The organism is Trinickia sp. LjRoot230 (assembly GCF_964253315.1).
Taxonomy (GTDB): domain Bacteria; phylum Pseudomonadota; class Gammaproteobacteria; order Burkholderiales; family Burkholderiaceae; genus Trinickia.
On the sequence record NZ_CAXUQX020000001.1, the window covers coordinates 2,636,102 to 2,660,865 of the forward strand.

Here is a 24,764-nt window from a genome sequence, read left to right on the forward strand (position 1 = left end):
GCTTCGTCGGAAAAGGCAATCGCGCCGCGCAGATTGCTTTTTTGCGCTGAGTAGCTGCAACCTGCTCTGCCTTTCAACGGAGCAATCGAAGTCACGGGGAGGAGCCGGCTTACCGAGGAGCAAATGGTAACGATCGAGAGCGGGCGATTCTTATCGCGAGCACGTTCGTTTTGCCGGCTCGGTGCTCGCGTGCAACAGGGCGCTGATGGTTTGCCTGGCGTATTGTCGTCCGGTTAATCTCAGCGGGGAATCGGAGCGTCATGCCGCTACCACCTGTCCACGGCCCCCAATTCGGTCGGCCGGAGTCGGCGACGCCACCGGCCGCGAAAGGTCCCTCAGCCACTGCCGCGGAAGCCGCTCATTCCACCGCGCGCAACACTACGCGCGGGCCGCTCGCAGGGCTCACGCCTCGGGCGACGCGGGCAGGCGCCGACGACGAGCATGCCGACGCGAAATCGGCAGGACAGACGACACCGGCCGATTCGCCAAGTGGCCCTGCTCCCGCTCCCAGCGGTTCGCTTCGTCCGCGCACACGCCGCAGCGACGAACCAAACGCCGAAAGTCCCATCGAGCCGCCTGTGCCCGATAAGACGCCAGGCATATCCGACCTGCCGCCGGGCGGCCTGTCGGCGCTCGCAGGCCAGATCGACAAACTCCTGTCGCTCACGGATTTCGATAGGACCACCGACATGGTAGCGCTGGCGCTTAGGCTGCCGCCGCCGCGGCGCGACCCCGGTCCGGCACCGTCGCATCTCAGCGCGGACGGACGCATACTCGACTTGACGCATTACTTTGCACGCTCGAACGCCACGCCCCCCGACGTCACCAGCGCGACGCGTGACGACATCACGGCGGTGCGTTTGCCGTCCGACCTATGGTCGATTCCTCAATGGGTCTCGACATTGCCGAACTTGAAACGTCTAGATGTGCCTAATTTTCGAGGCGTGGTAGTGAAGGTGAGTAATCCGACGCTCGAGGAACTGCACGTAAGCGGAAAGGCGGTCGCCATAGCGGACGTTCCGCACACGGCTCGTGTGTATGGCAGGGGTACGCATGCGCTGAGTGTCCGGTATCGCGACTTGAGCACGAGCCACGTGATACGCGAAGGGGCTGGTGTCGGTCATCTTTATTTCGCGGCCGGAGTCAACGGCTCAATCAATTATCGAAAGATGCTGAACGCGAAGGCAAGGTTCGACGGAACCGGCGACGAGATCGTGTGCCGCCACCTAGCGACAGATTGGGTGCATAAGATACAGGCTCATCGGGCTCGGCGCACGACCGAGCGCTTTGTCGACTGGTGGGCACAACAGCGTTCGGACGAGGCGAAAATCGAGCAGTCGGTCAGCGTGCACACCGATCAGCGCTTTGACGAAATATTGCGTCATAGCCCTGAGGAGGCGCACGTCGGACTCGAGCAGTGGGGCAAGTTTTTTCGCGATGAATTCGATCGTCTGAAAGTCGGGGCACGCAAGCAATGCATTTTGGTCACGAAAACCCACGCAATGGCAGTCGAACTGCTGGTGACCCGAGACGCCCGTGGAAAGCGCTATACGGCGACGCTCTATGACCCGAACAACACATTGAACCGGGCACGCATCGTCGAGGACAGCCTCAACGAAGTCGAGCGCTGGAGCGCAGGCACATTCCTGACCGACTCCAATGTCTCACTCTATTTCGGTGCATCCAGTAGGCGACAGATCTCGCAGTTTGTGACCGTGCCGGCGGACTTTTACACGCGGCCGATGTCGGAACGCGTGTTCGAACACAAGCCCGCCTCGCGTGTATTGCGCGAGTTCCTGTCTGACGCGGAGCTTGCCAGCGCCGACTCCACCGGTCTGTTGTTCAGGTCGGGCCATGTGACGGCAGCAGCGCTGCGCGCAAGACTTGCCGCTTGCCGTACCCGGCAGCAAAAGGCCAGCGTGTTGTTGGGCCGGCAAACTCGTGCGTGGCCCGGTCTGCGGTGGGCGGTCCACGTCAATGATGCGAATGCGATCCGTGCACTCGGCGAAGTGCTCGCCGAAACGTTCACGGCGGGCGACTTGACCGATAAACAGGTCTTCGAAATCGCCGGTGCAGGCCGCACGAATGCCGAGTCGGCGTTCGCGATGGCGATTCGGCGTGCCGATACGGACGTTGTCCGCGCCTTCGGCGAAATGTTCGATCGCCTCTATGCGGTCGGTGCACTCACCAGTGAGCAGACCGACGACCTGCTCGATGCACGCGCGAAATCCATGGGCTCGGGATTCAAAGCGGCGCGTTTGTTCGGGAAGCTCGATGCGTTTCAGTTGCTCGGCGAAATGGTGCTGCGTGCGAGGGCGGCGGGACGACTCACAGCGGACCAGCTCGTAAAAAAGCTAGCCGCGGGCTACGATGAATTTTCGCTGGTGCACACGACATTAACGGAAGGGCCGGATTGGACTGAAGCAATGGGCGACATCATCTTCGGAGCAGTTACCGCGGGCGGCCTGACGAATCAGCAGGTTTTCGATATATTTCTCGCGCCGAAGGCTGAACGACAATCGAGTGTCGTCAACGTTATCAGTCACGTTAGCGCAGCATCGGTCCATCGTTATGACGCGTTGATCGGACGCCTCTGGTCACTCGGCGCACTGACGAACGAGCAGGTGTTCACGCTGATGGAGGGGCCCAGATCTGTTGGCAAACCCGCGCTGCATGCGGCACTACTCGGCGGCGAAGCCAAGACGGTGGCTGCACTTTGTCAGATGTTCCGGAACCAACACGCGGCCGGTGCGCTGACGAACGACGAACTGTTCGCGTTACTTGAGGCGCGCACAGACGATGGCCTCACCGGACCGCAGGCACTGACAAACGCGTCCAATCAGAACGATGCCGTCTATGTGTCCAATGTCATCGATGCATTCACCAAAGCAGTGAACGACGCGCGGGCGTATGGTCAGTTGACCGATACGCAGGCGCAGCATCTGCTTGCTGAAGCTTCTTGATGTCGCCAACGAAAAACAGCCGGCAATATCTTCTGTTATTGCCGGCCGTTAATTGCTAAAGCCATTGGTGCCGCATTCGGGTATTACCGGCGATGCGCCGCCCGCATCATCGCAACATAGAGCACGCAACCCGCGAGCGCGCCGATGACCCAGCCCAGGTTGTTCTCGGGCAGCACGTGCAACAGCTGCGTACAGATTTCCCAGCCGATCGAGATCGCACCGGCGAGGCCCAGTGCTGTCAGTCCAACCCGGTTCCATCCGCCGTCATAGTGAAACTGCCCAGTCGGTGACATCGTGTAAAGCTGCGCGGCATCGACTTGCTGCTTCTTGATCAAATAGAAGTCGGCCATCATCACACCGTAAAGCGGCGCCAGTACCGCGCCGAACACGCTGACAAAAATCGTGATCGCTTTCGGGCTGTCGACGAAGATCCACGGGCATACAAGCACGGCGAGAATCGACGCAATCAGTCCGCCTCGTTTGAAATCGACATGCTTCGGAAAAAGATTGGCGATGTCGTAAGCCGGCGAGACAAAGTTGGCGACGATATTAATGCCCATCGTTGCGACGATGAACGTAAGACTGCCGATTACCACGGCGACCTTATTGTCGAGCCGCGCCACGATAGCCACCGGGTCCATGATCATCTGCCCGAACACCTTCGCGCTTCCCGACGTCACGATAACGGTCACGATGGCAAAGACAATGAAGTTGACCGGCAACCCGAGGAAATTGCCCACCCGCATCTGCCGCTCGCTTTTGGCGAAGCGCGAAAAGTCACCGAAATTGAGCAGCAATGCGGCGAAGTAGCTTACGACGAGCAATACCGCATTGCCCATACCGATAAACTGCGCCGCACCCGATAGCGGCTTATCGCCCAACGTCAGGCTTAGGCTGGACAGACCGGTTTGCGAAACGATCCATGCCGTCAGCGCAAACATCACCACATACACTGCCGGCCCGCAAAAATCGATGAATTTGCGGATGGCCTCCATGCCTCGCTGAAAGATGACGAGCTGGAACAGCCACATGAAGAGAAACGAGACCCACCCAAGGCCGTCGAGATGCAAAAAGCTTGTCTGCTGCAACGCGGCTGCGGACGGCACGGCAAGCAGGAGCAGCGTCGCGACGGCTTTCGAGGCGAAATAGGTCTGCACGCCATACCAAACGATGCCGACCACGCCGCGAATAACGGCGGCAAGGTTCGCCCCCATGACGCCCATGCTGACGCGCGCGGCGACTGGAAACGGAATGCCATGCACGTAGCTCGGCTTTCCGACCCAATTCATCAGCACGTACACCGCCAAAATGCCAACGGTAAGCGACGCCAATACCTGCCACCCAGAGATGCCGAGCAGGAAAAGACTGGCCGCAAACGTGTAACCACCCACACTGTGGACATCCGACATCCACATGGCGAAGATGCTGTAGCCCGTCCATGTGCGCTTGTCGTGCGGCACGGGTGCGAGATCGTCGTTGTAAAGACGGCTGTCGTCCTGCGTGGCCGGCGCAACAGCGGGGTGCGGCACGGCGTCTGGCGTCGAAGGCGAACTGGACATGGCTCCCCCCTTATGGGTTGACGCCCGGCACTATCGGGTCTGACAAAGCCCTGGTCATCCGAGCCCAGCCTGACGCGACAAGCGAGCGGAAATCGAACAGGAAATGACTGGCTGGAACGGCTGATACGGACAGCGCGACGCGCGAGCCGCCCGTGGCATTGTGCACCGGACAAAAATGACGGCGGCAGCGGATTGATCAGGATACCTAAACGATTGCTTATCCCCGGCGTCGAAAATCGCAGCAACTCTGTTGCTTGCCAAGCGTAAACCCCCGTACGCCGCCCTCCCCCCACCGGCCGTAAATACGAGCAACGGCAACCGTGCCAATGCATCGAGGCAACGATGATCAAACTATCGAATTACCGCCTGACGACTCGTATCGCGGCAGGCTTCACGCTGATGATCGCACTCGTGTTGTGCATCAGCGGCACCACAATCTGGGCCATTCAGACCGCGTCGGCCGACGCGGGCGGTGCTGCGCGGACATTCGTGCCGATCGTAGCGACGGCAACAGCGGTAGCCGTCGCCGTCGGCATGCTGCTCGGCTGGGGCATTCGCCGCAGCATTCGCGTACCGGTCGAAAAGGTGGTGGCAACGGTTGGGCGCATCGCGGGCGGCGACCTCGCCACCAAGATCGAATCGCCCGGGCGCGATGAAATCTCCTGGCTCAATTACGAGCTCAATCAGATGCGCAAGAAGTTGCAGACGACCATCGCCGAGGTTCGCCAGTCGGCAGAAGCGGTCGCGCAGGCATCATATGAAATCGCCGCCGGCAACAACGACCTCAGCTCGCGTACCGAGCAGCAGGCATTGAGCCTGCAACGCACCGCGCATTCGGTCGCGGCACTGACAAGCGCAGTGAAGGACAACGCCGAGCACGCGAAGCAGGCCAACGAGTTCGTGGCGCAAGCAAGCACCGTTGCAACGGAAGGCGGACGCACGATGAACGAAGTCGTCGCGACGATGAGCGACATCAACGCGAGCGCCACGAAGATCGGCGACATCATCAGCGTCATCGACAGCATCGCGTTTCAGACCAACATCCTTGCATTGAATGCCGCCGTCGAGGCGGCGCGCGCCGGCGAACAAGGCCGCGGGTTCGCGGTGGTGGCAACCGAAGTGCGTGCGCTCGCACAGCGCAGCGCGACGGCGGCCAAGGAAATCAACGAGCTGATCAGCAAATCGGTCGAGCGAATCGAAGCCGGCGTTCGGCTCGTCGACGTGGCCGGCCGCACGATGCAGGAAATCGTGACGAGCGTAAAGCAAGCAGCGACGATCATGGGCGAGATCAGCACAGCTAGTGCCGCACAACACAGCGGCATCGAGCAGATTCACGTCGAGATCGCCCACATCGACAACGCAACGCAGCAAAATGCGGCGCTCGTGGAGCAGGCATCCGCTGCGGCCGGCTCGTTGCAGGAGCAATCGCAAACGCTCGCCGATGCGGTGCGAATCTTTCAGTTGAAAAAAGCCGGTTAACTCGGGCTAACGCAGCCGCATGAGCGCGGAGCCTGCGGGCGACTTGATGCGCCGTCGTGAGATTCGAAGTCCACGGCATTGCCGCGAGCCCATGCTCGCTATCGTTAGCAGTCCTTACAATCGCTCTTGGTCACTACTCATCCCGGCACCGCTTCGGCAAGTACGGCAGCGCGAAATTTTTCCGGCAGCGCATTCGGCGTAAGCACATCCACCGGCACACCCAGTAGCTGAAGCAACTCGTGCCGGATTGCACCGATGTCGAGCAGTGTCGTTTCCGCGTCGGGTCAATCAGAATGTCGAGATCGCTATCCTCGGAGTCGCCGCCATGAACAACTCAGCCAAATACGCGGACATTAGCTGCAGATGAGATGCGACCACTCGCCGAATCGCTTCCCGGTGGCTCGCGAGCGCGAGAGACGGCTTCATAGCCTTGCTCCTTTTGGTAGTTATGGCCCACATTTTCACCCGCGAATCGGCGGGATTAACGCAGCCGCACGAGCGTCGATTTGAGTTCCGTGTACTTTTGACATCCTCCCCGCCCTGAGGGACGCGGATTCCTACTGCGCTTAGGCCGCGATGGCCTGAGTCACATCGGCGGGTTCCTGCTTCTTCGAGCGGCCTGACTGCACCGTCTCTCCACAGGCTAACAAGCGCTGTCCGCGCTCTAAAACATTGATCGCGCCGACGTGATCGGCGTTTGCTTCGTGGCCGCAGCGCACGCACGCAAAAAGCGCTTGTGTCTTGCGGTTTTCCGCTGAAATATGGCCGCATGACGGGCACGTGCGGCTTGTGTTCTGCGGCGGGACGGCGACGAAAAAGCCGCCGCGCCACGCCGTCTTGTACTCCAACTGGCGGCGAAACTCGAACCAGCCTTGGTCGAGAATCGACTTATTGAGCCCGGACTTCGCGCGGACATTGCACCCCTGCGCGTCGGCCGCACCGGCTGCCGATTTGCTCATATTGCGCACCTGCAAATCCTCGACGGCGATCATTGCGTGGTTTTTGCTGATCGTGTTCGATGCTTTGTGCAGGAAGTCGTTGCGCGCGTTCGCGATGTGCGCATGGATGCGCTGAACGCGGGCCTTCGACTTTTTCCAGTTCGACGAACCTTTGACCTTGCGGGCCATGCGCCGCTGATACTTCGCGGGGCGCTGTTCGTGCTTTTTGAAGCTCGCCAGCGGCACGATATACGTGCCGTCGCTCAGCGTTGCGAGGCGGGTCACGCCGACGTCGATACCAACCGCCGGGCCGTGCGGAACCGGTTGCTCGACTTCGCGCTTCGTCAGGATCGAGACGTACCACTTGCCCGCGCGCAGCGATACGCTCGCGCTGCGCACTTCGCCGAGTACATCGCGGCTATGTCGGTAACGCAGCCAGCCGAGTTTCGGAACCTTGATGCGGCCATTGCCGCTATCGAGCGCAATCTGATTCTTGTCGGGGAATTGGAAGCCGTCGTGCTCGCCCTTGCGCTTGAAACGCGGGAACTCTGCACGCTTGGCAAAGAAGTTTTGGAATGCGCGATCGCAATCCTGCGTCGCCATCATAAGCGCATGGCGCGGCGCTTCAGCGAGCCACGGCGTATCAGCGCTGTTGCGCCACGCCGTCAGGTGCTTGCCAATCGCGAACTTTCCGACGAACTTCCCGCCCGCCGCGTGGTTTTCCTTCTGCAACGCCAGCGCCTTGTTATAGACGAACCGGCATGCGCCCGCGAACTGGCGCATCTTACGCGCTTGTTCGCCGGTCGGCATGAGTACGAATTTGAAGGCTTGGAGTCGTTCCATAGGTCAGAGTATACTTTGGTCTATGACCATCGACAACGACATTCGACGCGGGCGCCACTGCGTTTTCTTGATCCACGCACATTTGGTCTTCGTAACCAAGTACCGGCGTGGCGTGTTCACAAAAGAGATCATCGACGATCTGCACGTCGTGTTCGCCAGCGTGTGTGCCGACTTCGAGGCTGAACTGGTGGAGTTCGACGGCGAGGACGACCACGTACACCTTCTGGTGAACTATCCGCCCAAAGTCGCGGTTTCGGCACTTGTGAATAGCCTAAAGGGCGTCTCCAGTCCCATGATCTGCAAGAAGAACTACCCGAGCATTCGCAAAAAACAATGGGGCGGTGCGCTTTGGTCCCCGTCCTATTTCGCCGGTAGCTGCGGCGGGGCGCCTATCTCAGTGATACGCCAGTACATCGAGCAACAGCGAACGCCGCACTGAGCGCCCTGGAAGGACGGCTAGGGCCGTCCGCGCCATCCTTCCTCCCCCTGGAACGGGGAGGATTGCCGCGCACTTGTTCAATGACTAGCTTCGCCGCTTCGTTTTGCCAATCGTTCAGCATCATTTCTGTCATCGTCGTTCCCGAAAGGAATTTTGTGCAGTGCAAGCTATTAGATATAGCAATCGCTTGACGGCGACTGTGGGTCGTATATGCTGATCAAAGGTCTTTGCCAATATTTTGCTTAAGCATACTTTTATAGCGTGTTTTAAGCCGCGTATTGCGGCAATGTAGCCCTCGCTGCAATCGACACAGGCCGAGACTTCGCTTCGCTTCGTTGAACGCGGCGACATTCGATGAAGCAATGCGCTCAATGCCCCTAACGTCGCCCAATCGAGTGTCATCGTGAGAGTCCGAGGCCCTTTGGTTAGATGGGATCGTGCTCAGCTTGCGAGGTATCTCCGCGCTGCGTGCCCCACCGCCGACGGCAGCAACGGCAAGCTTGCGTTCAGCCGTTTCCTGTCCGTCTTCACGACTATTTCGTGCCGTTGCGTTCGGCGTCACAACGCCACCTCCGCGCGCGCATTCATCGCCGTCCACACCGACGACGCCGCGTCGCTGCTGCCGTAGCACCTCTCACCGACCCGCTATTCACCGCTGCGCCCATCGTCCGACGTTCGCGTGCATTCGCACGCGGCGGGCCTCGTTGCGCCCGCCAATGCGCCAAGCGTCTGGCTTTTCGCCACACGCGGCACCGGTTACTGATAACGGCCTGACAGTCTGCCCTTCTAAATTTTGTTCGTTTCTATCGTTTGCTTTTCGAAGATGACGAAAACTATCAGAGACAAACCATTGGTTGGCGTGACAGCCGACTCGATCATGATAGGCCGGCATCCGGCTCATGCGACCATCGACAAATATCTCGGCGCTGTGATCGACGGATGCGATGCGCTCGTCGTCATCGTGCCGGCGCTCGGTGCGCGGCAGATCAACGAGGCGCTCGTCGAGTGCGTCGATGGCCTCGTGTTTACCGGCAGCTATTCGAATATCGAACCGCATCGCTACCGCGGCGCGGCGAGCGTGCCGGGCACGCAACACGACCCAGCTCGCGATGCAACGACGTTGCCGCTGATGCGCGCCGCGATCGACGCAGGCCTGCCGGTGCTCGGCATCTGCCGCGGCTTTCAGGAAATGAACGTCGTCTTCGGCGGCACGCTGCATCAGAACGTGCACGCGGTCGCAGGCTATGACGATCACCGCGAGAACGAAGACGCACCGCTCGATGCGCAGTACGGGCCGTCGCACTGCGTTCGGCTCGTGTCGGGCGGGCTGCTCGAACAGCTGGCGAACGGTGCGCATGAAGCGCGCGTGAATTCGCTGCATGCACAAGGTGTGGCGCAGCTCGGCGCGGGACTGATAGCCGAAGCTTATGCGCCCGACGGCCTGATCGAGGCGGCGCGGGTAGCCGATGCAAGTGCGTTCGCACTCGGTGTGCAGTGGCACCCCGAATGGAAACATGCCGCCGACCCGCTTTCAAGCGCTATTTTCCAGGCCTTCGGCGCAGCCTGCCGCGCACATATGCATGCGGGTGCAAGCGCCGCTGCATGCGGCTGAGTTCAACCCACACCGACTACCGCAAGACCCGAGATTACAGAGCACCGCCGAACACAACAGAGAACGATCATGCAAGTCATCGACGAATTCCTCAGAAAGCATCGCATCACCGAGATCGAAGCCATCATCCCTGACATGGCCGGCATCGCGCGCGGGAAGATCATTCCGCGCAGCAAGTTCGAAGCGGGCGAAAACATGCGCTTGCCGCAAGCGGTCATGATCCAGACGGTCACGGGTGAGTACCCCGAAGGCGGCCTCACCGGTGTGACCGATCCCGACATGGTCTGCGTGCCCGACCCATCGACGATCCGCATCATCCCTTGGGCCGTCGACCCGACCGCTCAGGTCATCCACGATTGTGTGCACTTCGACGGCACGCCGGTGGAGATCTCGCCGCGACGTGTATTGCGGCGCGTGCTCGAGTTGTACGCGGCCAAGGGCTGGAAGCCCGTTGTCGCGCCCGAGCTCGAGTTTTATCTTGTCGACATGAATAAAGACCCGGACTTGCCGCTGCGCCCGCCTGTCGGGCGCACGGGGCGTGCCGAAACGGGACGGCAGGCGTATTCGATCGAAGCGGTCAACGAATTCGATCCGCTATTCGAAGACATCTACGAATATTGCGACATTCAAGAGCTCGAAGTCGATACGTTGATCCATGAAGTCGGCGCCGCGCAAATGGAAATCAATTTTCTGCATGGCGATCCGCTTAATTTGGCCGACCGCGTTTTTCTGTTCAAACGCACGGTGCGCGAGGCCGCGTTGCGTCATCACATGTATGCCACTTTCATGGCCAAGCCGATGGAAGGCGAGCCGGGCTCGGCCATGCACGTGCATCAAAGCATCCTCGATGAGGAGACCGGACGCAATCTCTTCACCGGCAGCGACGGCGAACCGACCGCGCGGTTTTATAGCTACCTTGCGGGCCTACAAAAATATACGCCCGCGTTGATGCCGATTTTTGCACCGTACATCAATTCGTATCGGCGCCTCTCGCGCTTCATGGCCGCGCCGATCAACGTGCAATGGGGCTATGACAACCGCACCGTCGGATTTCGTATTCCGCACTCGTCGCCCGCCGCACGTCGCATCGAAAACCGCATTCCCGGCGTGGACTGCAACCCGTATCTCGCCATCGCCGCGACGCTCGCGGCCGGCTATCTCGGCATGGCCCAAGAGTTGAGCCCGACCGAGCCGCTCGCAAGCGACGGCTATCAACTGCCCTATCAACTGCCGCGCAATCTGGAAGAAGGGCTCACGCTGATGGGCGCCTGCGAGCCGCTCGGCGGCATGTTCGGCGAGGCGTTCGTCAAGGCGTACCTCGCGCTGAAGGAAACCGAATACGACGCGTTCTTTCGCGTCATCAGTTCATGGGAACGCCGGCATTTGCTGCTGCATGTGTGAAACAAGTGACATGTGTGCCGCGAATTCACGCACGTTCCCGCTAGCGAGTAACCTGATTGGAGGCGATATGAGCCACCGCAGCACCGCCGAATACCGAGCGCTCGATGCGGCGCATCATCTGCATCCGTTCTCGGATATGGGCACCCTCAACCGCATGGGCAGCCGCGTCATCGTCAAAGCGAAAGGCGTTTATCTATGGGACTCCGACGGCCATCAAATCATCGACGGCATGGCGGGCTTATGGTGCGTCAACGTCGGCTACGGACGCCGCGAACTCGCCGATGCAGCGTACCGGCAAATGTTAGAACTGCCCTACTACAATACTTTCTTCAAAACGACGCATCCGCCGGTGGTCGAGCTGTCGGCCCTGCTCGCCAAACTCGCGCCTGCGCCGTTCAATCACTTTTTCTATTGCAACAGCGGCTCGGAAGGCAACGATACGGTATTGCGCATCGTCTATCACTATTGGGCTACGCAAGGCCAGCCACAGAAGAAGTATGTGATCTCGCGTAAAAACAGCTATCACGGGTCGACGATTGCAGGCGCTACGTTGGGCGGCATGGACTACATGCATGCGCAGATGCCCTCGCACGTCGAGCATATCGTGCATATCGATCAACCGTATTTTTATGGCGAAGGCACGCTTTCGCCGGAAGCCTTTGGCCTCGCGCGTGCGCAGCAGCTCGAAGCAAAAATTCTCGAACTCGGCGCGCACAACGTGGCCGCTTTCATCGGCGAGCCGTTTCAAGGGGCCGGCGGCGTGATCTTTCCACCGTCGACCTACTGGCCCGAAATCCAGCGCATCTGCCGCAAATACGACGTTCTGCTCGTTGCCGATGAAGTCATCGGCGGGTTCGGCCGCACAGGCGAATGGTTCGCGCATCAGCACTTCGGCTTCGAACCCGATCTGATGACGCTCGCTAAAGGGCTGACGAGCGGCTATGTGCCGATGGGCGCCGTGGCGCTGCATGACCGGATAGCACGGGCAATCATCGATCACGGCGAGTTCAATCATGGCCTCACCTACTCCGGCCATCCGGTTGCCGCGGCCGTCGCCGTCGCAAATCTGGCGCTGCTTCGCGATGAGAAAATCGTGGAGCGCGTCAAGCACGATACCGGCCCTTACTTTCAAGCGTGCCTGCGCGAGACGTTCGGCAACCATCCGATCATCGGCGAGGTCGATGGCGCGGGGCTCGTCGCCGCGTTGCAATTAGCCGAAGAACCCGCCTCGCGCAAACGCTTTGCCAACGGTGCGGACGTCGGCGCGCTGTGTAGGGACTTCTGCTTCAACGCCAATCTGATCATGCGGGCAAGCGGCGACCGAATGCTGCTGTCGCCCCCGCTTGTCATCACGCGGCAGGAGATCGACGAGATCATCGACAAAGCGAAAACAGCCCTCGACGCGACCGCGCGCGCGCTCCGGCTTGTATAAGGGCTAAGCGCACGCTGATGAATCAAAATCGTTCCACGCAAACCTGTTCGAATCAACCTCATGCCACGTCGTATTACGCCGCCACCGCAAACGACAATACGCGCCATCCTTCGCTCGACGAGACGCTCGACGCCGACGTCTGTGTGATCGGCGCGGGGCTCACGGGCCTGACGGCCGCGCTTGAACTCGCCGAGCGCGGATGGTCGGTAGCGGTGCTCGAGGCGTCGAGGGTCGGCTGGGCCGCGAGTGGCCGCAACGGCGGCCAATTGATCAGCGGCTTCGCCTGCGGCGTCGACACGTTCGACAAGTCGCTCGGCGCTGACGACGTGCGACGAGTCACCAGCATGGGACATCAAGCTCTTGAGCTGGTAAAGCAGCGTATCGACAAACATCGCATCGATTGCGATTACCGGCCCGGCTATCTCACCGTGGCGAACCGGCCGCGCCACGCCGACGCACTGCAACGGCTGCGCGACGAGGCCGCTGCCCGCTCGGACGGTGCGCGACTCAGCTATGTCGATGCCAGCGAGCTGCCGCGTTTTCTTCAATCGTCGCGCTACCTTGGTGGACTCTACGACCGTGACAGTGGTCATCTGCATCCGCTTAATTACACATTGGGTCTCGCGCGTGCGGCTTGCGAAACCGGTGTGCGCATTTTCGAGGACAGTTGCGCCACCGCCATCACGCGCACGGCCACAAGTACAGGCAGCAAGCGGCACTATGTATCGACCGCCCGCGGCGGCGTGCGCGCCTCGTTCGTCGTGCTCGCGTGCAATGCTTACATCGGTGAACTGGCGCCTGCGCTCGCTCGCAAGATCATGTCGGTCGGCACCTACATCGTTGCAACGGAGCCGCTAGGCGAAGCACGCGTGCAAGCGCTGATGCCAGCGCTTGCCGCCGTGTGCGACAGCCGCTTCGTGCTCGACTACTTCCGCCCATCGGTCGACAGTCGGCTGCTATGGGGCGGCAAAGTCAGCTATTCGACGCGCATGCCCCGCAATCTCGCACAAGCCATGCGCCGCGACATGTTGATCACGTTCCCGCAACTCGCCGATGCGAAGATCGACTATGCATGGGGCGGCTTCGTCGATATCACCATGAGCCGGGCACCGCATTTCGGCAGGCTCGGCAATACCGTTTACTTTGCGCAAGGCTTTTCCGGCCACGGGCTGAACACGACGGCGCTGGCGGGAGCCCTGATTGCGGAAGCGATCAACGGTCAAGGGACTCGCCTCGATCTGTTCGCTCGCGTCTCCCACCGCGACTTCCCCGGCGGAACGCTGCTCAGAACACCGATGCTGGTGCTTGCGATGGCATGGCATCGGCTGAAAGACCTCATTTGATCGGACCGGCTGCGAGCGCCCGTCTACTGCATTTACGTTTTCCAGTTGACCGGTTCGCTCCCCTCCCGCGATGCGTCCCCGCGCTGCGGTATATCTACGCCGCTTTCCCGCGCGGCGCGCGAGCGCGGGCGATCCGTGAGGCGCTGCTCGCAGGCGACAAAACGAAGCTGCTGGCGCTCGAAAAGGAGCAAGCCAAAAAGGACCGCAGCTTGCTCTACGCAAAGATCCTCGGCGTGGAGTTGACCGATATCGATCAAGCCGGCGTGAACGGCCAGCCGGCCCCGATCGAGTGGAAGCCGCTCGACGTCTTCGCTCCACCGGAGGAACTCTTCGAATCGCTCGATATCGCGACCGATTTCTACGGGAGCTGCTCGTATACCGATAGCGCGACGCGCTTCGCCGCGACGTTGATCACAAAAATGCGCATGCTCAAGCCCGGCGGAGTACTAATCGGCGTGAACGAGGCAGTAACGGGTTTTTGGAAAGGCTATGGCGCGGCGTTGCCTGGCGCAAACGTGCCACCGCATCTGATGCGCGCGATCATGCGCATTCTCGATCCCAATGCGGAGCTTGAATCTCTCGCGCTCGACACCTCCACGACCGACGATCATGTACCCGCCGTCGTCGTGATGTCGGTCTTGCAGAAATCGGCCGACTTCGAAAAACGCTTGCCGGAAATCCGTCAACAGCTGGTCGATCTGCTCTCGCTGCCCGACTCGATCAACCTCGAAGGCATGGCACCGCCGAGAGCCTTCGCCCAAACGCGGGACGAGATGGCGAACAATGCAATCATCCCGATCGGTTCGGTATGTGTATCGGAGGACGGGCCGCCGACGCTGCTGGCGCTGATGCGCGACAAGTACGGCCTGCGTCAGGTGCATGCGTTCGAGAACTACGCTGGCCATCTCGATCCCACCGACGCCACCCCGGTCACCATACGTCCGTCAAGCGTCGTTCATGCCGAATGCGAGCCGAGCGGCAGCGGATGGGGCAGCACTGTGGACCACCGCGGCGTCGTTACGCTCCACGATTTCTTCGTCGGCGACGAAATCGCGATCGAGCCGTTCAGTCAGAAAGGTGATCGTCAACTCGGACCCTGGTCGCCCGATGGAAAGCACTTTATCGTCACGTCGAGGAGCGTCGACGAAGACACCGACCTGCCCGTGACGGAGATCTACGTCGTCGATGTGGACCATCCCGATCAGCCACGGCTGCTGGTGCGCGAAAACGATGCGGACTGGACACAGACGACCAATCATGGCGACGGCACGTTCATTCCAAGCCTTGAAGGTGCCCAGCGAGGCCGGTCCTTGCTTTGGACCGAGCAGGGGTCGCTGCTCGCTGTGCGTAGACGCGAAGGTCAATCCGACGAAATATGGGAAATCGATCCGAGCACGGGTGAGCGCCGTTGCCTCGTCGGGCCTGATGTGGCGCACGCGCGTTTGCGTTGGAACCAGTACCCCGACGACGACCGGAACACCCCCGATGCGCCCGCCCCTGACGCCCGCTATGAACCGCTCGACCCGGACGCATTGCTGCGCATCGATCAGCTCTATGCGTCGCCGGAACAGCCGGGCTTTGGTCTGTCCGTTTTGTTGCCCGGCGAACGGCAAGCGCATGCTTCATGGTTCGTGCCGGCGAGCAACGACGAGACACCGGAACCGGCGAAACTCCTGCTTCAATACCAAAGCACGACTGTCGGTCGTGTGACGCGCGACGACGGCTCGACGCTCCTCGTTCCTGCGACGGGCATACCGTCACTGATTACCGGCGGCAAGTCCATCCGGCTTAATAACCCGTACGCGGGACCCTATGCGTCAAATAGTTTTCGAGGCTATGGCGACCCCACTCATCTGGGCCGGCCCGTTTCCCTCGGCGATACGTTCGTGCTCCCGATCGTATCGCCATCGCGCGGCCCCTCGGTGGCACGGGTAGACGTCGAGCGGGTGGTAAAGACGCAAAAAACGAGCAGCACGTACGAACTCCTGCAGCCCACCGACGAGACTGCGGTCGAAACCTGGCGCGTCAGCTATCCGGATCCTGACGGCCGAGTGGCCTTCGCTGGCCCGGACATCGGCCGGCTTCTGCTGCCATCGGCGAAGGCGCGTAAGACCATGACCGGGCCGCTACCAGTGCTCGTCTGGCTCGACGGCAGGGGTGCGACCTTCCATCCCGGCTGGATGCAGCGCCTCGTCGAACGCTGTGGTGTGGCGGTGCTTGTCCCGCATCTCGATGGTGCTGGCGAGGGCGACGACTCGACGTCGACACGGCAGCGCCGGGAAGACGCCGTAGCGCAGTTGCACCGACACATCGAGGCGCTGCGCACGCCGAGCGCCCGAGATGATGACCCGATCCGGCTCCTCGACGGCACACGCATGATGGTGGCCGGTGGCCCGCTCGTCATGGACCTGCTCGCGGCGCACCCCGACGATGCGATCGCAGCGGCCGTCGTCGCCCAACGTGACGAGCCGGTACTGCGCGACGCGGACGATCTCGCTTACCAGGGGCCGCTGCTCGTGGCCGGCAATAATCAGCAAATCAACGCCATTGCACCCGCCGCTGAGCAATTGCGCGCGAACGGCAGACAGGTCGTCACCGTCCGGGCAGCCAATGAACGCGGGACGGGTCGTTTCGAGTCGACCGACAACGAAAGCGCGTTACGCCTCATCATCAGCACCTTCTTTCAGAAGGCCGCCGGCGCTCGCAGCGCAGGCGACCCGAAGGAGATCATTCCCGGTAACGCATGGACGCTCGAAAAGCCGACTCAATGGGACCGGCTTCGCGTCAATCCGCTGGAGCCGCACCCAAAGCAGCCACGTTTGCGACCGCTTTCCGGCAAGGTGGCGCCACGGCTCACGCGCGGCGTTGTTGCAAGCGTCGAACCGAAATCCGATACGACCGGCACCGCTCACGAGATCAAGGTCAAGACGCGAAAGCCTCTGTATTCTTCGATGACCGTGGACGTCGACATGACGAACAAGCGTGCGGTCGTCGTCGACATCACGAACCCGCCCGATCTGAATAGTGTGGGGATATGGTCGGAGATGATCGCCGCAGCGATCGCCCAATATGACATCAAAGAAATCGAGTTTCAGCCTGTCCCGACGGTGGCCTTTACCACGCTGCACACGCCGAAGGAGTACTTCATCACCGAGGTACTCGCTAGCGCATTCAACCGCAGAGGCGTAAATCGCGCCAATTTGTGGCAGCAGATAAAGCCGACGCCGGGTGACCTCAATCGCCGCTTGACGGTCGCCGTGCGCACCGGGCCGGCGCGCAAGAAGGAATAGCCGGCCGCACCGGGGGCCGCTCAGCCCTTAGTGCTGGTCAGTGCTGAGCGTCTGCCATGCGTGCGAGGCAATGAGCTTGCCCGCACGGCGCGCGGCATCCCACCAGACGACGCGCAGCTGCGGCGCGTGTTGCGCGATGAAAATCGCCTGCACAGGGTCGCTCTCGATGAAATGCGTGCAGGCCAGCGTAACGGCGGCTTGCGCCTTGTGCGCCGCGACCTGCTCGGGTAGCTCGCCATGCGTGGCGGGGTCGCGCATCATCAGGCACAGGCCGCCGTAGCCGTGGCGGCGCAGCCAATCGCTCGTGCGAGGACGGTCGATTTCCGGCCGGCCTGTGACGATCGCCTTCGTGCGCGCAAAGTCGACATCGGGCAGATGCTGATACGGCGCGAGCAAGTCGCGCTCCTTGAGCGCGGCTTCGAGGTCCGCCTCGTAGCGGTGCGGCGGCACATCGGGCAGCAATATGCCGTCGAGATCGATCGCATACACGGCGAACTCGTGATCTTCGCCGACGGGGCCAAGCGAGCCCGCCTGAGTGGAGCGCCATCGAGCCTGGTGCTCTTGCGTATGGACATGCCGCTCCCACGGCAGCAACGGACGATAGCCGCAGCAGTCGATGCCGTAATCGGGGCGGCTACGGCTCAGATCGTCGAAAACCACCGTCAACGTCTTGACGACCAGGCCATGCTCGCGCAAATACGCAACGCAGTCGGCCAACGTGTGGCCGCTGCCCGCGAAGTCCTCGCAGAGCAGCACTTTGCTGCCCTTGGCCGGCAACGGAATCGACGCGTCCCAACTAACCGTGCGTGTCGCACGCTGATAGCGCAAGAACGCGGGCACGACGCCGGTGGCATGCGAAACCAGCGTGGCGGGCAGCGTGCCGCCGCGCAAAATACCCACTACGCAAGCAAAACCCTCGCGCGCCAGCACGGGCTGCAGCGAGGCAATCCATTGATCGATTTGGTCGTACGTGATCGGCAGTATCGGCTGGTTCGGCTGGTCCATGGCGCACGCGGGAAAAACGCTGACGGAGGTGACGAGGTGCACAGTCTAGCGCAGCGCGAGCGAGACGCGCTTTGTCACGCGAAGCAGCGTTCAGCCCTCAGCGCGCAGCGAGGTCTTCGCGTTTTCCCGTGGCGATGTATTGGCTGTACTCGCGATCGAGATGAGGCGCGGTATGTTCGAGCAAAAAACGCCGGAACAGCGCGCAAGTCGGCGAGAGCTGCTTGGTCCGCATATGAACGATCTGCCAAGTCCGCTCGATCGGCGTGCCATTCACGTCGAGCAGCGCAAGCTCGCCGGCGCGCAGTTCGAGGTGCAGCGTGTGCAGCGAAATCAGGCTCACGCCCATGCCGGCGATCACAGCCTGCTTGATGGTCTCGTTACTGCCAAGCGTGACCACCTTCGCCGGCTTGAACAGATGCTGCTTGAACATTTCCTCGGCCGCCGTGCGGGTGCCGGAGCCTGCTTCGCGCAGCAAGAACGTTTCGCCACGCAGTTCGTGCAAATCGATGCGCCGCGCGCCAACGAGCGGATGCGTAACCGGCGCGATCACAACCTGCGGATGATAGGCGAGCGGCTCGATCGTGGTATCGAGTTCGGCTGGAGGCCGGCCCATCAACGCGAGATCGATCGCGTTATCCTGCAACAAGCGCAGCAGCGACTCGCGGTTGCCCACCGAAAAATGCACGTCGACCTTCGGATACTGATGCGAGTAAAGTGCCAGCAGTTTCGGTGCGAAATACGTCGCCGAACTGACGATGCCCACGGTAATCGAGCCGCTGTCCGCCAATTGCAGCGACATCATGGCATCCTCGGCGTCCTTGATTTCGCCGAGAATGCGGCTCGCGTGATGCGTGAGGCGCTCGCCCGCTTCCGTTAGCGCGAGCCGGCGCGCGACGCGCTCGAACAGCGCCAAGCCGATCGCATCTTCGAGTTGGCGGATTTGCATCGAGATCGCGGGCTGCGTCAAGTGCAGCTCCTCGGCCGCACGCGCAAAGCTTGCATGGCGGCTCGCGACGATGAAGATTTGCAACTGACGCAACGTCAGCGAGCGAATGAAATTCACGGTAGCGGCTTGGTCGTTCAGCGTCATCCCACCGCACCGCTGCGCGCTAACGGCTGGCGCGTGGTGCGTCGGAGGGCTTCGCAGGATGGGTGGGTCCGGGCTGCGGCAACGTGTGCACCGCGGCCTGGAAAGTCAGCGTAACGGACGCCACCGGATGGGTAAAATCGTTGTTCGATCCGGGTATTTCCGTGCGAATCAGCGCGACTTTGCCCGGCAAGGTATCGGCGACGTCGAACGTATAACGCTTGCCGATATAGCGCGTGAAGCGCTCGGCGTTCGGGTCGTGCAAGTACGGCTGAATGACGATCTGCCGCACGGCAACCGGTTTGCCGCCAATCTGTACCGTGGTCGATACGATGCTCGGCCCTTGCGCCAGCGCCAATCGCACGCGCTTTTGGAAATAGCGCCGCTGGCCGCCGGTCAGTGCCTCCATCTCCGCAATATCGCGTTCCAGAAAATAGATGATCGCCGGATTGCACGGCAGGCCCGTCGGCGGCAACGTGACCTCCCCGCTGTGATCGGACACGCGCGCATCGCCGTTCGCATTGCCCTGGCTCGTGACGAGCACGCGCACGATATCGGGGGCCGCGGCCTTCTCGCCCGCGGCAGTCATCGCATAGTCGAGCTCGGTCTGCGCAGCAACGCCATGCAAATGCTCCGAGGTAAAAATCAGGTGCTCGGCCGGCGTGATCTCGCTCGAGGGCTTGGGCTCGGCCGCCCCGGCAGCGCCTGCGGTACTGGCCGCCGACGCGGCGTGCGCACCGGTTGATACGCTTAGCGCGAGGCCGACACCGATACCAAGACCAAGGCTGCATGAGCAAACGAGCGCACCAGCATGCAACGCCATATGGCGCATAGCGCGCATTCGACTCATTGCGCGCTACCCGTCTGCTTAGGCACCTCGGCATCGACTGGCTTGAGCAACGGCACGCTGTAGCTCGTCAGAATCTGATCGATCTTGTCCTGGTTCGTCGAGATCCACTGGTCGACTTTGTCATGCCAGGCTTTCTCGCCGTGGCGCACGCCCATCGAAATCTGGTAGTCGAACCGAATGCCCTTTTGCGGCGGGAACGGTACGATCTTCACCGCATCGCCCGAGCGTTTCGCGAAATACCCCGCAATCGGCCCCCAGACGAATGCGACATCGACATTGCCGCTGGCAAGATCGTGTTCGATCATTTCTCCAGGGTACGCTTGCGGATCGCCGCTTTGCACCTGATACGACATGGCCTGGTCGATCAGACCGTGTGCAAGCAGCCAATCGACTGCCGGTGTTTGCGCAAAGATGCCGAAGCGCAGCTTCTTCAGTTCGGCGGGCGGCAGCTTCAACAAATCATCGGGCGTCTTGACAGTGGCGAACTCGGGTTTGTTCGGCAGCACCATCGCATAGGTCGAGTGCAGATACGCATGGGTGGTCGAAGTCAGGTCGTATCCCTTCGGCACGCCTACGATCAAATCGCATTTAAAGCGCTCGCTGCTGGCCTCTTTCTCGCGCAGCGTGTGACGCACGAAACCGATGCGCTGCGGAAAATAGGTGTACTCGACCTTGTAGCCGAAATCGTGCGCCATTTGCTCGGCGATCTTGTTCTCGTAGCCTTCGCCCTTGTCGTTCGACAGCGGCATGTTGTGCGGATCGGCACAGACTCTGAGCACGCCGTCCGCTCCGTCGTTATTGGGAAGCGCGGCACCGTCCGCATGCACCGCGGCGCTTGCGAGCGCCGCGCAGCAACATGCAATAAGTGAAAGCGCAATATGCGCGGACAACCGTTTGCTATCACGCATCGATGACCTCCGGGAAACTCGCGGCGTACGGGTCAATTCAATTTCCGGCCATCGGGCTCAGATCGCCCGGCTTGATATTGCCGTCCGAACGCCCTTTCAGGTAAGCGTACAAATCCTCCCAATGCTTCTGCATTCTCGGGCTCGCGCTGAAGTCCGGCATACCCTTGCCGATCCGGCCGCCAAACACGGTCCGCTTGAATTCGTCTTTGTCGATCTGTTTGAGCGCATCGACGAGCGACGGGCCGACGAGCCCCTGCTGCTGCGCGCCGTGACAACGTTCGCAGTCGAGCGCACGCCACGTTTTCCAGCCTTGCAGCGTGTTGTCGTCGACCTTGTTGCCGTCGACCACCTTGTACGCCACTTGCTGCGCCAGCGCGGGCTTGTTCTGCGCATAGACGACAGGCAATGCGAGGACCACGGCGGTGATTGTCGTCAGCAACAAGATAGAGCGGCCTTTCATACAACGTCTCCTTCGACATAGTGATGCCCCGGGCACGCTGCGTTGGCGTGCCCTTGTCGCGGGCGAGTGAAAATCGATACGTATTACGTGTTTGCATCAAGTCGCCGCGTGTCCCGTCGCCCGCTTGCGGCGCTGATCGGTGGCACGCGGCTTATTACGGACTCCTAACTAATTACTTGCCGCACCTCAGCTCGGCAATGCGAAGATGAACAGCGTGCCGCCGAGTGCCGTGTACTTGGCAAGCTCGCGATAACCGCCCACCGCGCCCAGGCCTTCAGTCGACTTCTTCAAGCCCGCAGCGAGGCCAATACCAGCCCAGCCGCCGATACCCGAGTACACGCCGACGTATTGCTTGCCGTTGTACTGATAGGTAAACACGTTGCCGATGATGCCGGAAGGGGTCTTGAACTTCCAAAGCTCCTTGCCCGTCTTGATGTCGACGGCCTTCAGGTAGCCTTCGAGCGTGCCGTAGAAAGCGATGTTGCCGGCCGTGGCCAATGCGCCGGACCACACCGAGAACTTCTCCGGCTTCGACCAGGCGATCTTGCCTTTCGCCGCGTCCCACGCGATGAAGTTACCCATCGCGTTCTCAACCATCTTGCCGCCATTCGCGCCGCCGACGCCCGGGGCCTTCGGGCCGGGATACATCGACAACGTGGCGCCGACATACGGCTGACCGGCCGTGTAGTCGACTTCGAACGGCTCGTAGTCCATGCAAACGTGGTTGGTCGGGACGAGGAAGAGACCGGAGGTCGGATCGAACGAGGCCGGTTGTTCGTCTTTCGAGCCGAGTGCCGACGGGCAAATGCTCTTCACGTTGTGATCCGCACCTGCGGCTTGCGTGGAGTAAGCCACATTGCGAATCGGCAGGCCGCTCTTCATATCGACGCGATCAGCCCAGTTGACGGCCGGATCGTACTTCTGCGCGACGAGCAGCTCGCCAGTGGCACGATTGAGCGTATAGGCGAAGCCGTTGCGGTCGAAGTGCACGACCGTCGGCACTTTCTTGCCGTTGATGTTCAGATCCGACAGGATCATTTCATTCACGCCGTCGTAGTCCCACTCGTCATGCGGCGTCATCTGATAGACCCACTTCGCTTCACCCGTGTTCAGATCGCGCGCGAAGATCGTCATCGACCATTTGTTGTCGCCCGGACGTTGCGTCGGGTTCCATGTGCCGGGGTTACCCGAGCCATAGTAGACAAGGTTGAGCTTCGGGTCCCACGCGTACCAGCCCCACGTGGTGCCGCCGCCGAGCTTCCATTGGTCGCCCTTCCAAGTCTTGATCGACGAATCTTTGCCAACGGGCATCATCTTGCCGTCGGTCCACGTCATCGTCTTGTCCGGGTTAAACAGAATTTCGTTGTCGGGACCCACACTGAACGCCGTCCACGCAGGCTTGCCCGTCTTGATGTCATACGCGATGATGCGCCCGCGCACACCGAACTCGCCGCCCGAGATGCCGGTCAGCACCTTGTCGCCGAATACGTGAGGCGCGTTCGTATTAGTCTCGCCCTTTTTCGGATCGCCATTTTTCGCGGTCCAGACGACATCGCCTTTTTTGGCATCGAGTGCCACGAGCGTGGTATCAGCTTGCTGCAGAAAAATCTTGCCGTCGCCATAAGCGAGGCCCCGATTGACCGTGTCGCAACACATCACCGACACGACCTGATCTTCTTGCTTCGGCTGATACTGCCAGAGGAAAGTCTGATCCTTGAGACTGATGGCCGTCACATTGTTGGGGAACGGCGTATGCATGTACATCGTGTCGCCGATGACGAGCGGCGAGCCTTCGTGACCGCGCAGCACGCCGGTGGACATCGTCCATGCCACCTGCAGTTTGCCGACGTTACTCGCATTGATCTGCTTGAGCGTACTGTAACGGTGATTCGCGTAGTCCCCTGCTTGCGAAGCCCAATTCGCATTGTTTTTCATTGCCGAATCAAGCCCGGAATCCGCTTGCGCCGCGAGTGTCGTAAAGCCCGCAGATGCGAGGATCGCGAGCCCAAGAACCATGGTGCGTAAGTTCATGTCTCCTCCAGAATTGTCTTGCCGTTCAACTCACGAATGACCCACGCTACCTCATCGCACCGGGCGCGCCATCTCGAATGCGGGTAACGATCTACGCTCTTATCCCGCTCGACGGCGGGCTTCAAGGCGTGCGAGGGGGAACGCATAATCTATGCCGACGCCAACATCGGGCTTCTCGGCAAACACGCCAATCAGCCGCTCAGCCCTTTGGGGTAACCTTTCAACGCACATGTAAGCACGGTGGCGGATAGCCGCTGCCAGCCGTTCGGCATCGGCTTGCCCGCGGCCGCGCAACGATTCGTGCGGGACGCTGCGCGTGGCGCGAGACATACTGTGTCAATTCCGCGATAGGCTAGGGGCTGTTCACAGTGCACAGCGATTGCAGCTGTGCGTTCATTCCTGTTTGCAGACCGGAGACAACCACCATGACTCAAGCCGAGAAGGTCTATTCGGACGACGAGGTCCGCGCCCGTCTCGTTGGCCCGCTCGAACACTGGTATCTCGAAGACGGCTGGCTGCGCCGCAAATATAAAACCGAAAGCTGGAAAGGCACGCTGATGGTCGTCAACACGATCGGGCACCTCGCCGAGGCCGCATGGCATCACCCCGACCTCACCGTCTCGTATGCATTCGTGATCGTGAAACTGATGACGCATAGCGCCAAAGGCATCTCCGACAAAGATTTCGCACTGGCGACGAAGATCGAGGAAGTCATTCAGTGGCAACCCGCGCGCGAGGGCGGGCCGCTCGAAGGCACGCCGTCCGACGACCAGCGCTTTCGCTACATCAAGTACGACGCGGCGAAGGGGTGAGGCCGCGAGGCAGCCAGGCGGTGCAGCCGGGAGCCCGTCAGGCCGGCGCAAGACGCACCGCGAGTTGTGACACAGTGCGTCTCGCGCGGCACAAAGCGCTGAAAAACTGCGCCGCGGCCTGACTTGCGGTACACGCGGGCGGCGCCCGTCTTCGCTTGCTGCGCCAAGGCGGAAGGCCCTTGGTACGCGTCCTGCTTGGCATCGCCGAGCCCGATGCACGCGGATTGACAGCACACGCCGCTGAACGTTCGCGTTGCGTTCGCATCGAGGCCCGGCCAATCGAGGCCCCGGCCCATCGAGGCCCGGCCAGCT

At 61.1% G+C, this 24,764-nt stretch carries 18 protein-coding genes and 2 pseudogenes; 10 read left to right on the forward strand and 10 right to left on the reverse strand.

Annotated elements, in window-relative coordinates:
• Positions 1-260: 260 nt before the first annotated feature.
• Entirely contained in the window at positions 261-2,963 is a 2,703-nt protein-coding gene (locus tag ACSQ20_RS12005; RefSeq protein ID WP_436020184.1) for a ShET2/EspL2 family type III secretion system effector toxin, read from the forward strand.
• A gap of 83 nt (positions 2,964-3,046) precedes the next feature.
• Here ACSQ20_RS12005 and ACSQ20_RS12010 read toward each other — a convergent pair whose 3' ends face one another.
• Positions 3,047-4,522 (reverse strand): NCS1 family nucleobase:cation symporter-1, encoded by a 1,476-nt coding sequence (locus ACSQ20_RS12010; protein WP_436020186.1) that lies wholly within the window; start codon positions 4,520-4,522, stop codon positions 3,047-3,049.
• A 342-nt stretch (positions 4,523-4,864) separates the two neighbouring features.
• Between ACSQ20_RS12010 and ACSQ20_RS12015 the strand changes: the two genes are divergently transcribed.
• On the forward strand, positions 4,865-6,001 hold the full coding sequence (locus ACSQ20_RS12015) for a methyl-accepting chemotaxis protein (RefSeq protein WP_436020188.1): 1,137 nt from the start codon (positions 4,865-4,867) through the stop codon (positions 5,999-6,001).
• Positions 6,002-6,023: 22 nt separating this feature from the next.
• On the opposite strand, the pseudogene ACSQ20_RS12020 reads toward ACSQ20_RS12015, so the two are convergent.
• From ACSQ20_RS12020 to ACSQ20_RS12030, 3 genes and pseudogenes are all read right to left on the reverse strand, one after another.
• A pseudogene (locus ACSQ20_RS12020) lies at positions 6,024-6,119 on the reverse strand (aldehyde dehydrogenase family protein); the annotation flags it as partial.
• Positions 6,120-6,138: 19 nt separating this feature from the next.
• A pseudogene (locus tag ACSQ20_RS12025) lies at positions 6,139-6,427 on the reverse strand (nucleotidyltransferase family protein).
• Between the two features lie 140 nt (positions 6,428-6,567).
• Complete coding sequence (locus ACSQ20_RS12030; protein ID WP_436020190.1) at positions 6,568-7,782, reverse strand: RNA-guided endonuclease InsQ/TnpB family protein; 1,215 nt, start codon at positions 7,780-7,782, stop codon at positions 6,568-6,570.
• 22 nt (positions 7,783-7,804) lie between these two features.
• Between ACSQ20_RS12030 and tnpA the strand changes: the two genes are divergently transcribed.
• From tnpA to ACSQ20_RS12065, 7 genes are all read left to right on the forward strand, one after another.
• Positions 7,805-8,221, forward strand: a complete 417-nt coding sequence (gene tnpA, locus ACSQ20_RS12035; protein WP_436020192.1) for an IS200/IS605 family transposase — start codon at positions 7,805-7,807, stop codon at positions 8,219-8,221.
• Positions 8,222-8,642: 421 nt separating this feature from the next.
• Positions 8,643-8,849, forward strand: a complete 207-nt coding sequence (locus ACSQ20_RS12040; RefSeq protein WP_436020194.1) for a hypothetical protein — start codon at positions 8,643-8,645, stop codon at positions 8,847-8,849.
• A gap of 207 nt (positions 8,850-9,056) precedes the next feature.
• Positions 9,057-9,833 carry a gamma-glutamyl-gamma-aminobutyrate hydrolase family protein gene (locus ACSQ20_RS12045; RefSeq protein ID WP_436023060.1) on the forward strand — a complete coding sequence of 259 codons (777 nt, stop codon included), beginning with the start codon at positions 9,057-9,059 and terminating at the stop codon, positions 9,831-9,833.
• Between the two features lie 69 nt (positions 9,834-9,902).
• Entirely contained in the window at positions 9,903-11,234 is a 1,332-nt protein-coding gene (locus ACSQ20_RS12050) for a glutamine synthetase family protein (protein WP_436020196.1), read from the forward strand.
• A 67-nt stretch (positions 11,235-11,301) separates the two neighbouring features.
• Positions 11,302-12,666 (forward strand): aspartate aminotransferase family protein, encoded by a 1,365-nt coding sequence (locus ACSQ20_RS12055; protein ID WP_436020198.1) that lies wholly within the window; start codon positions 11,302-11,304, stop codon positions 12,664-12,666.
• Between the two features lie 17 nt (positions 12,667-12,683).
• Positions 12,684-14,009 (forward strand): NAD(P)/FAD-dependent oxidoreductase, encoded by a 1,326-nt coding sequence (locus tag ACSQ20_RS12060; protein WP_436020200.1) that lies wholly within the window; start codon positions 12,684-12,686, stop codon positions 14,007-14,009.
• Complete coding sequence (locus ACSQ20_RS12065) at positions 13,982-17,299, forward strand: hypothetical protein (RefSeq protein WP_436020202.1); 3,318 nt, start codon at positions 13,982-13,984, stop codon at positions 17,297-17,299. The genes ACSQ20_RS12060 and ACSQ20_RS12065 overlap by 28 nt, the downstream gene beginning before the upstream one ends.
• Before the next feature lie 27 nt (positions 17,300-17,326).
• Here ACSQ20_RS12065 and ACSQ20_RS12070 read toward each other — a convergent pair whose 3' ends face one another.
• The 6 genes from ACSQ20_RS12070 to ACSQ20_RS12095 all read right to left on the reverse strand — a co-directional run bounded on the left by ACSQ20_RS12070 (position 17,327) and on the right by ACSQ20_RS12095 (position 23,640).
• Positions 17,327-18,304 carry a phosphoribosyltransferase family protein gene (locus ACSQ20_RS12070; protein ID WP_436020204.1) on the reverse strand — a complete coding sequence of 326 codons (978 nt, stop codon included), beginning with the start codon at positions 18,302-18,304 and terminating at the stop codon, positions 17,327-17,329.
• 97 nt (positions 18,305-18,401) lie between these two features.
• Positions 18,402-19,367, reverse strand: a complete 966-nt coding sequence (locus ACSQ20_RS12075) for a LysR substrate-binding domain-containing protein (RefSeq protein ID WP_436023062.1) — start codon at positions 19,365-19,367, stop codon at positions 18,402-18,404.
• Between the two features lie 46 nt (positions 19,368-19,413).
• Positions 19,414-20,232, reverse strand: a complete 819-nt coding sequence (locus tag ACSQ20_RS12080; protein ID WP_436023064.1) for a hypothetical protein — start codon at positions 20,230-20,232, stop codon at positions 19,414-19,416.
• Between the two features lie 5 nt (positions 20,233-20,237).
• Entirely contained in the window at positions 20,238-21,149 is a 912-nt protein-coding gene (locus ACSQ20_RS12085) for a substrate-binding domain-containing protein (protein WP_436020206.1), read from the reverse strand.
• A 37-nt stretch (positions 21,150-21,186) separates the two neighbouring features.
• Positions 21,187-21,609: a c-type cytochrome gene (locus ACSQ20_RS12090; RefSeq protein ID WP_436020208.1), complete on the reverse strand. Its 423-nt coding sequence runs from the start codon at positions 21,607-21,609 to the stop codon at positions 21,187-21,189.
• Positions 21,610-21,795: 186 nt separating this feature from the next.
• Positions 21,796-23,640, reverse strand: coding sequence for a methanol/ethanol family PQQ-dependent dehydrogenase (locus tag ACSQ20_RS12095; protein ID WP_436020210.1), 1,845 nt, complete (start codon positions 23,638-23,640; stop codon positions 21,796-21,798).
• Between the two features lie 425 nt (positions 23,641-24,065).
• On the opposite strand from ACSQ20_RS12095, the gene ACSQ20_RS12100 reads away from it, so the two are divergent.
• Positions 24,066-24,452, forward strand: coding sequence for a 4a-hydroxytetrahydrobiopterin dehydratase (locus ACSQ20_RS12100; protein ID WP_436020212.1), 387 nt, complete (start codon positions 24,066-24,068; stop codon positions 24,450-24,452).
• Positions 24,453-24,764: the final 312 nt, after the last annotated feature.

Bases quoted from the DNA above. Each gene is read 5' to 3' on its own strand.
- ACSQ20_RS12005 (WP_436020184.1), top strand. From the start codon at position 261: ATGCCGCTACCACCTGTCCACGGCCCCCAATTCGGTCGGCCGGAGTCG.
- ACSQ20_RS12010 (WP_436020186.1), bottom strand. From the start codon at position 4,522: ATGTCCAGTTCGCCTTCGACGCCAGACGCCGTGCCGCACCCCGCTGTT.
- ACSQ20_RS12015 (WP_436020188.1), top strand. From the start codon at position 4,865: ATGATCAAACTATCGAATTACCGCCTGACGACTCGTATCGCGGCAGGC.
- ACSQ20_RS12030 (WP_436020190.1), bottom strand. From the start codon at position 7,782: ATGGAACGACTCCAAGCCTTCAAATTCGTACTCATGCCGACCGGCGAA.
- tnpA (WP_436020192.1), top strand. From the start codon at position 7,805: ATGACCATCGACAACGACATTCGACGCGGGCGCCACTGCGTTTTCTTG.
- ACSQ20_RS12050 (WP_436020196.1), top strand. From the start codon at position 9,903: ATGCAAGTCATCGACGAATTCCTCAGAAAGCATCGCATCACCGAGATC.
- ACSQ20_RS12055 (WP_436020198.1), top strand. From the start codon at position 11,302: ATGAGCCACCGCAGCACCGCCGAATACCGAGCGCTCGATGCGGCGCAT.
- ACSQ20_RS12060 (WP_436020200.1), top strand. From the start codon at position 12,684: ATGAATCAAAATCGTTCCACGCAAACCTGTTCGAATCAACCTCATGCC.
- ACSQ20_RS12065 (WP_436020202.1), top strand. From the start codon at position 13,982: ATGGCATCGGCTGAAAGACCTCATTTGATCGGACCGGCTGCGAGCGCC.
- ACSQ20_RS12070 (WP_436020204.1), bottom strand. From the start codon at position 18,304: ATGGACCAGCCGAACCAGCCGATACTGCCGATCACGTACGACCAAATC.
- ACSQ20_RS12080 (WP_436023064.1), bottom strand. From the start codon at position 20,232: ATGCGCGCTATGCGCCATATGGCGTTGCATGCTGGTGCGCTCGTTTGC.
- ACSQ20_RS12085 (WP_436020206.1), bottom strand. From the start codon at position 21,149: ATGCGTGATAGCAAACGGTTGTCCGCGCATATTGCGCTTTCACTTATT.
- ACSQ20_RS12090 (WP_436020208.1), bottom strand. From the start codon at position 21,609: ATGAAAGGCCGCTCTATCTTGTTGCTGACGACAATCACCGCCGTGGTC.
- ACSQ20_RS12095 (WP_436020210.1), bottom strand. From the start codon at position 23,640: ATGAACTTACGCACCATGGTTCTTGGGCTCGCGATCCTCGCATCTGCG.
- ACSQ20_RS12100 (WP_436020212.1), top strand. From the start codon at position 24,066: ATGACTCAAGCCGAGAAGGTCTATTCGGACGACGAGGTCCGCGCCCGT.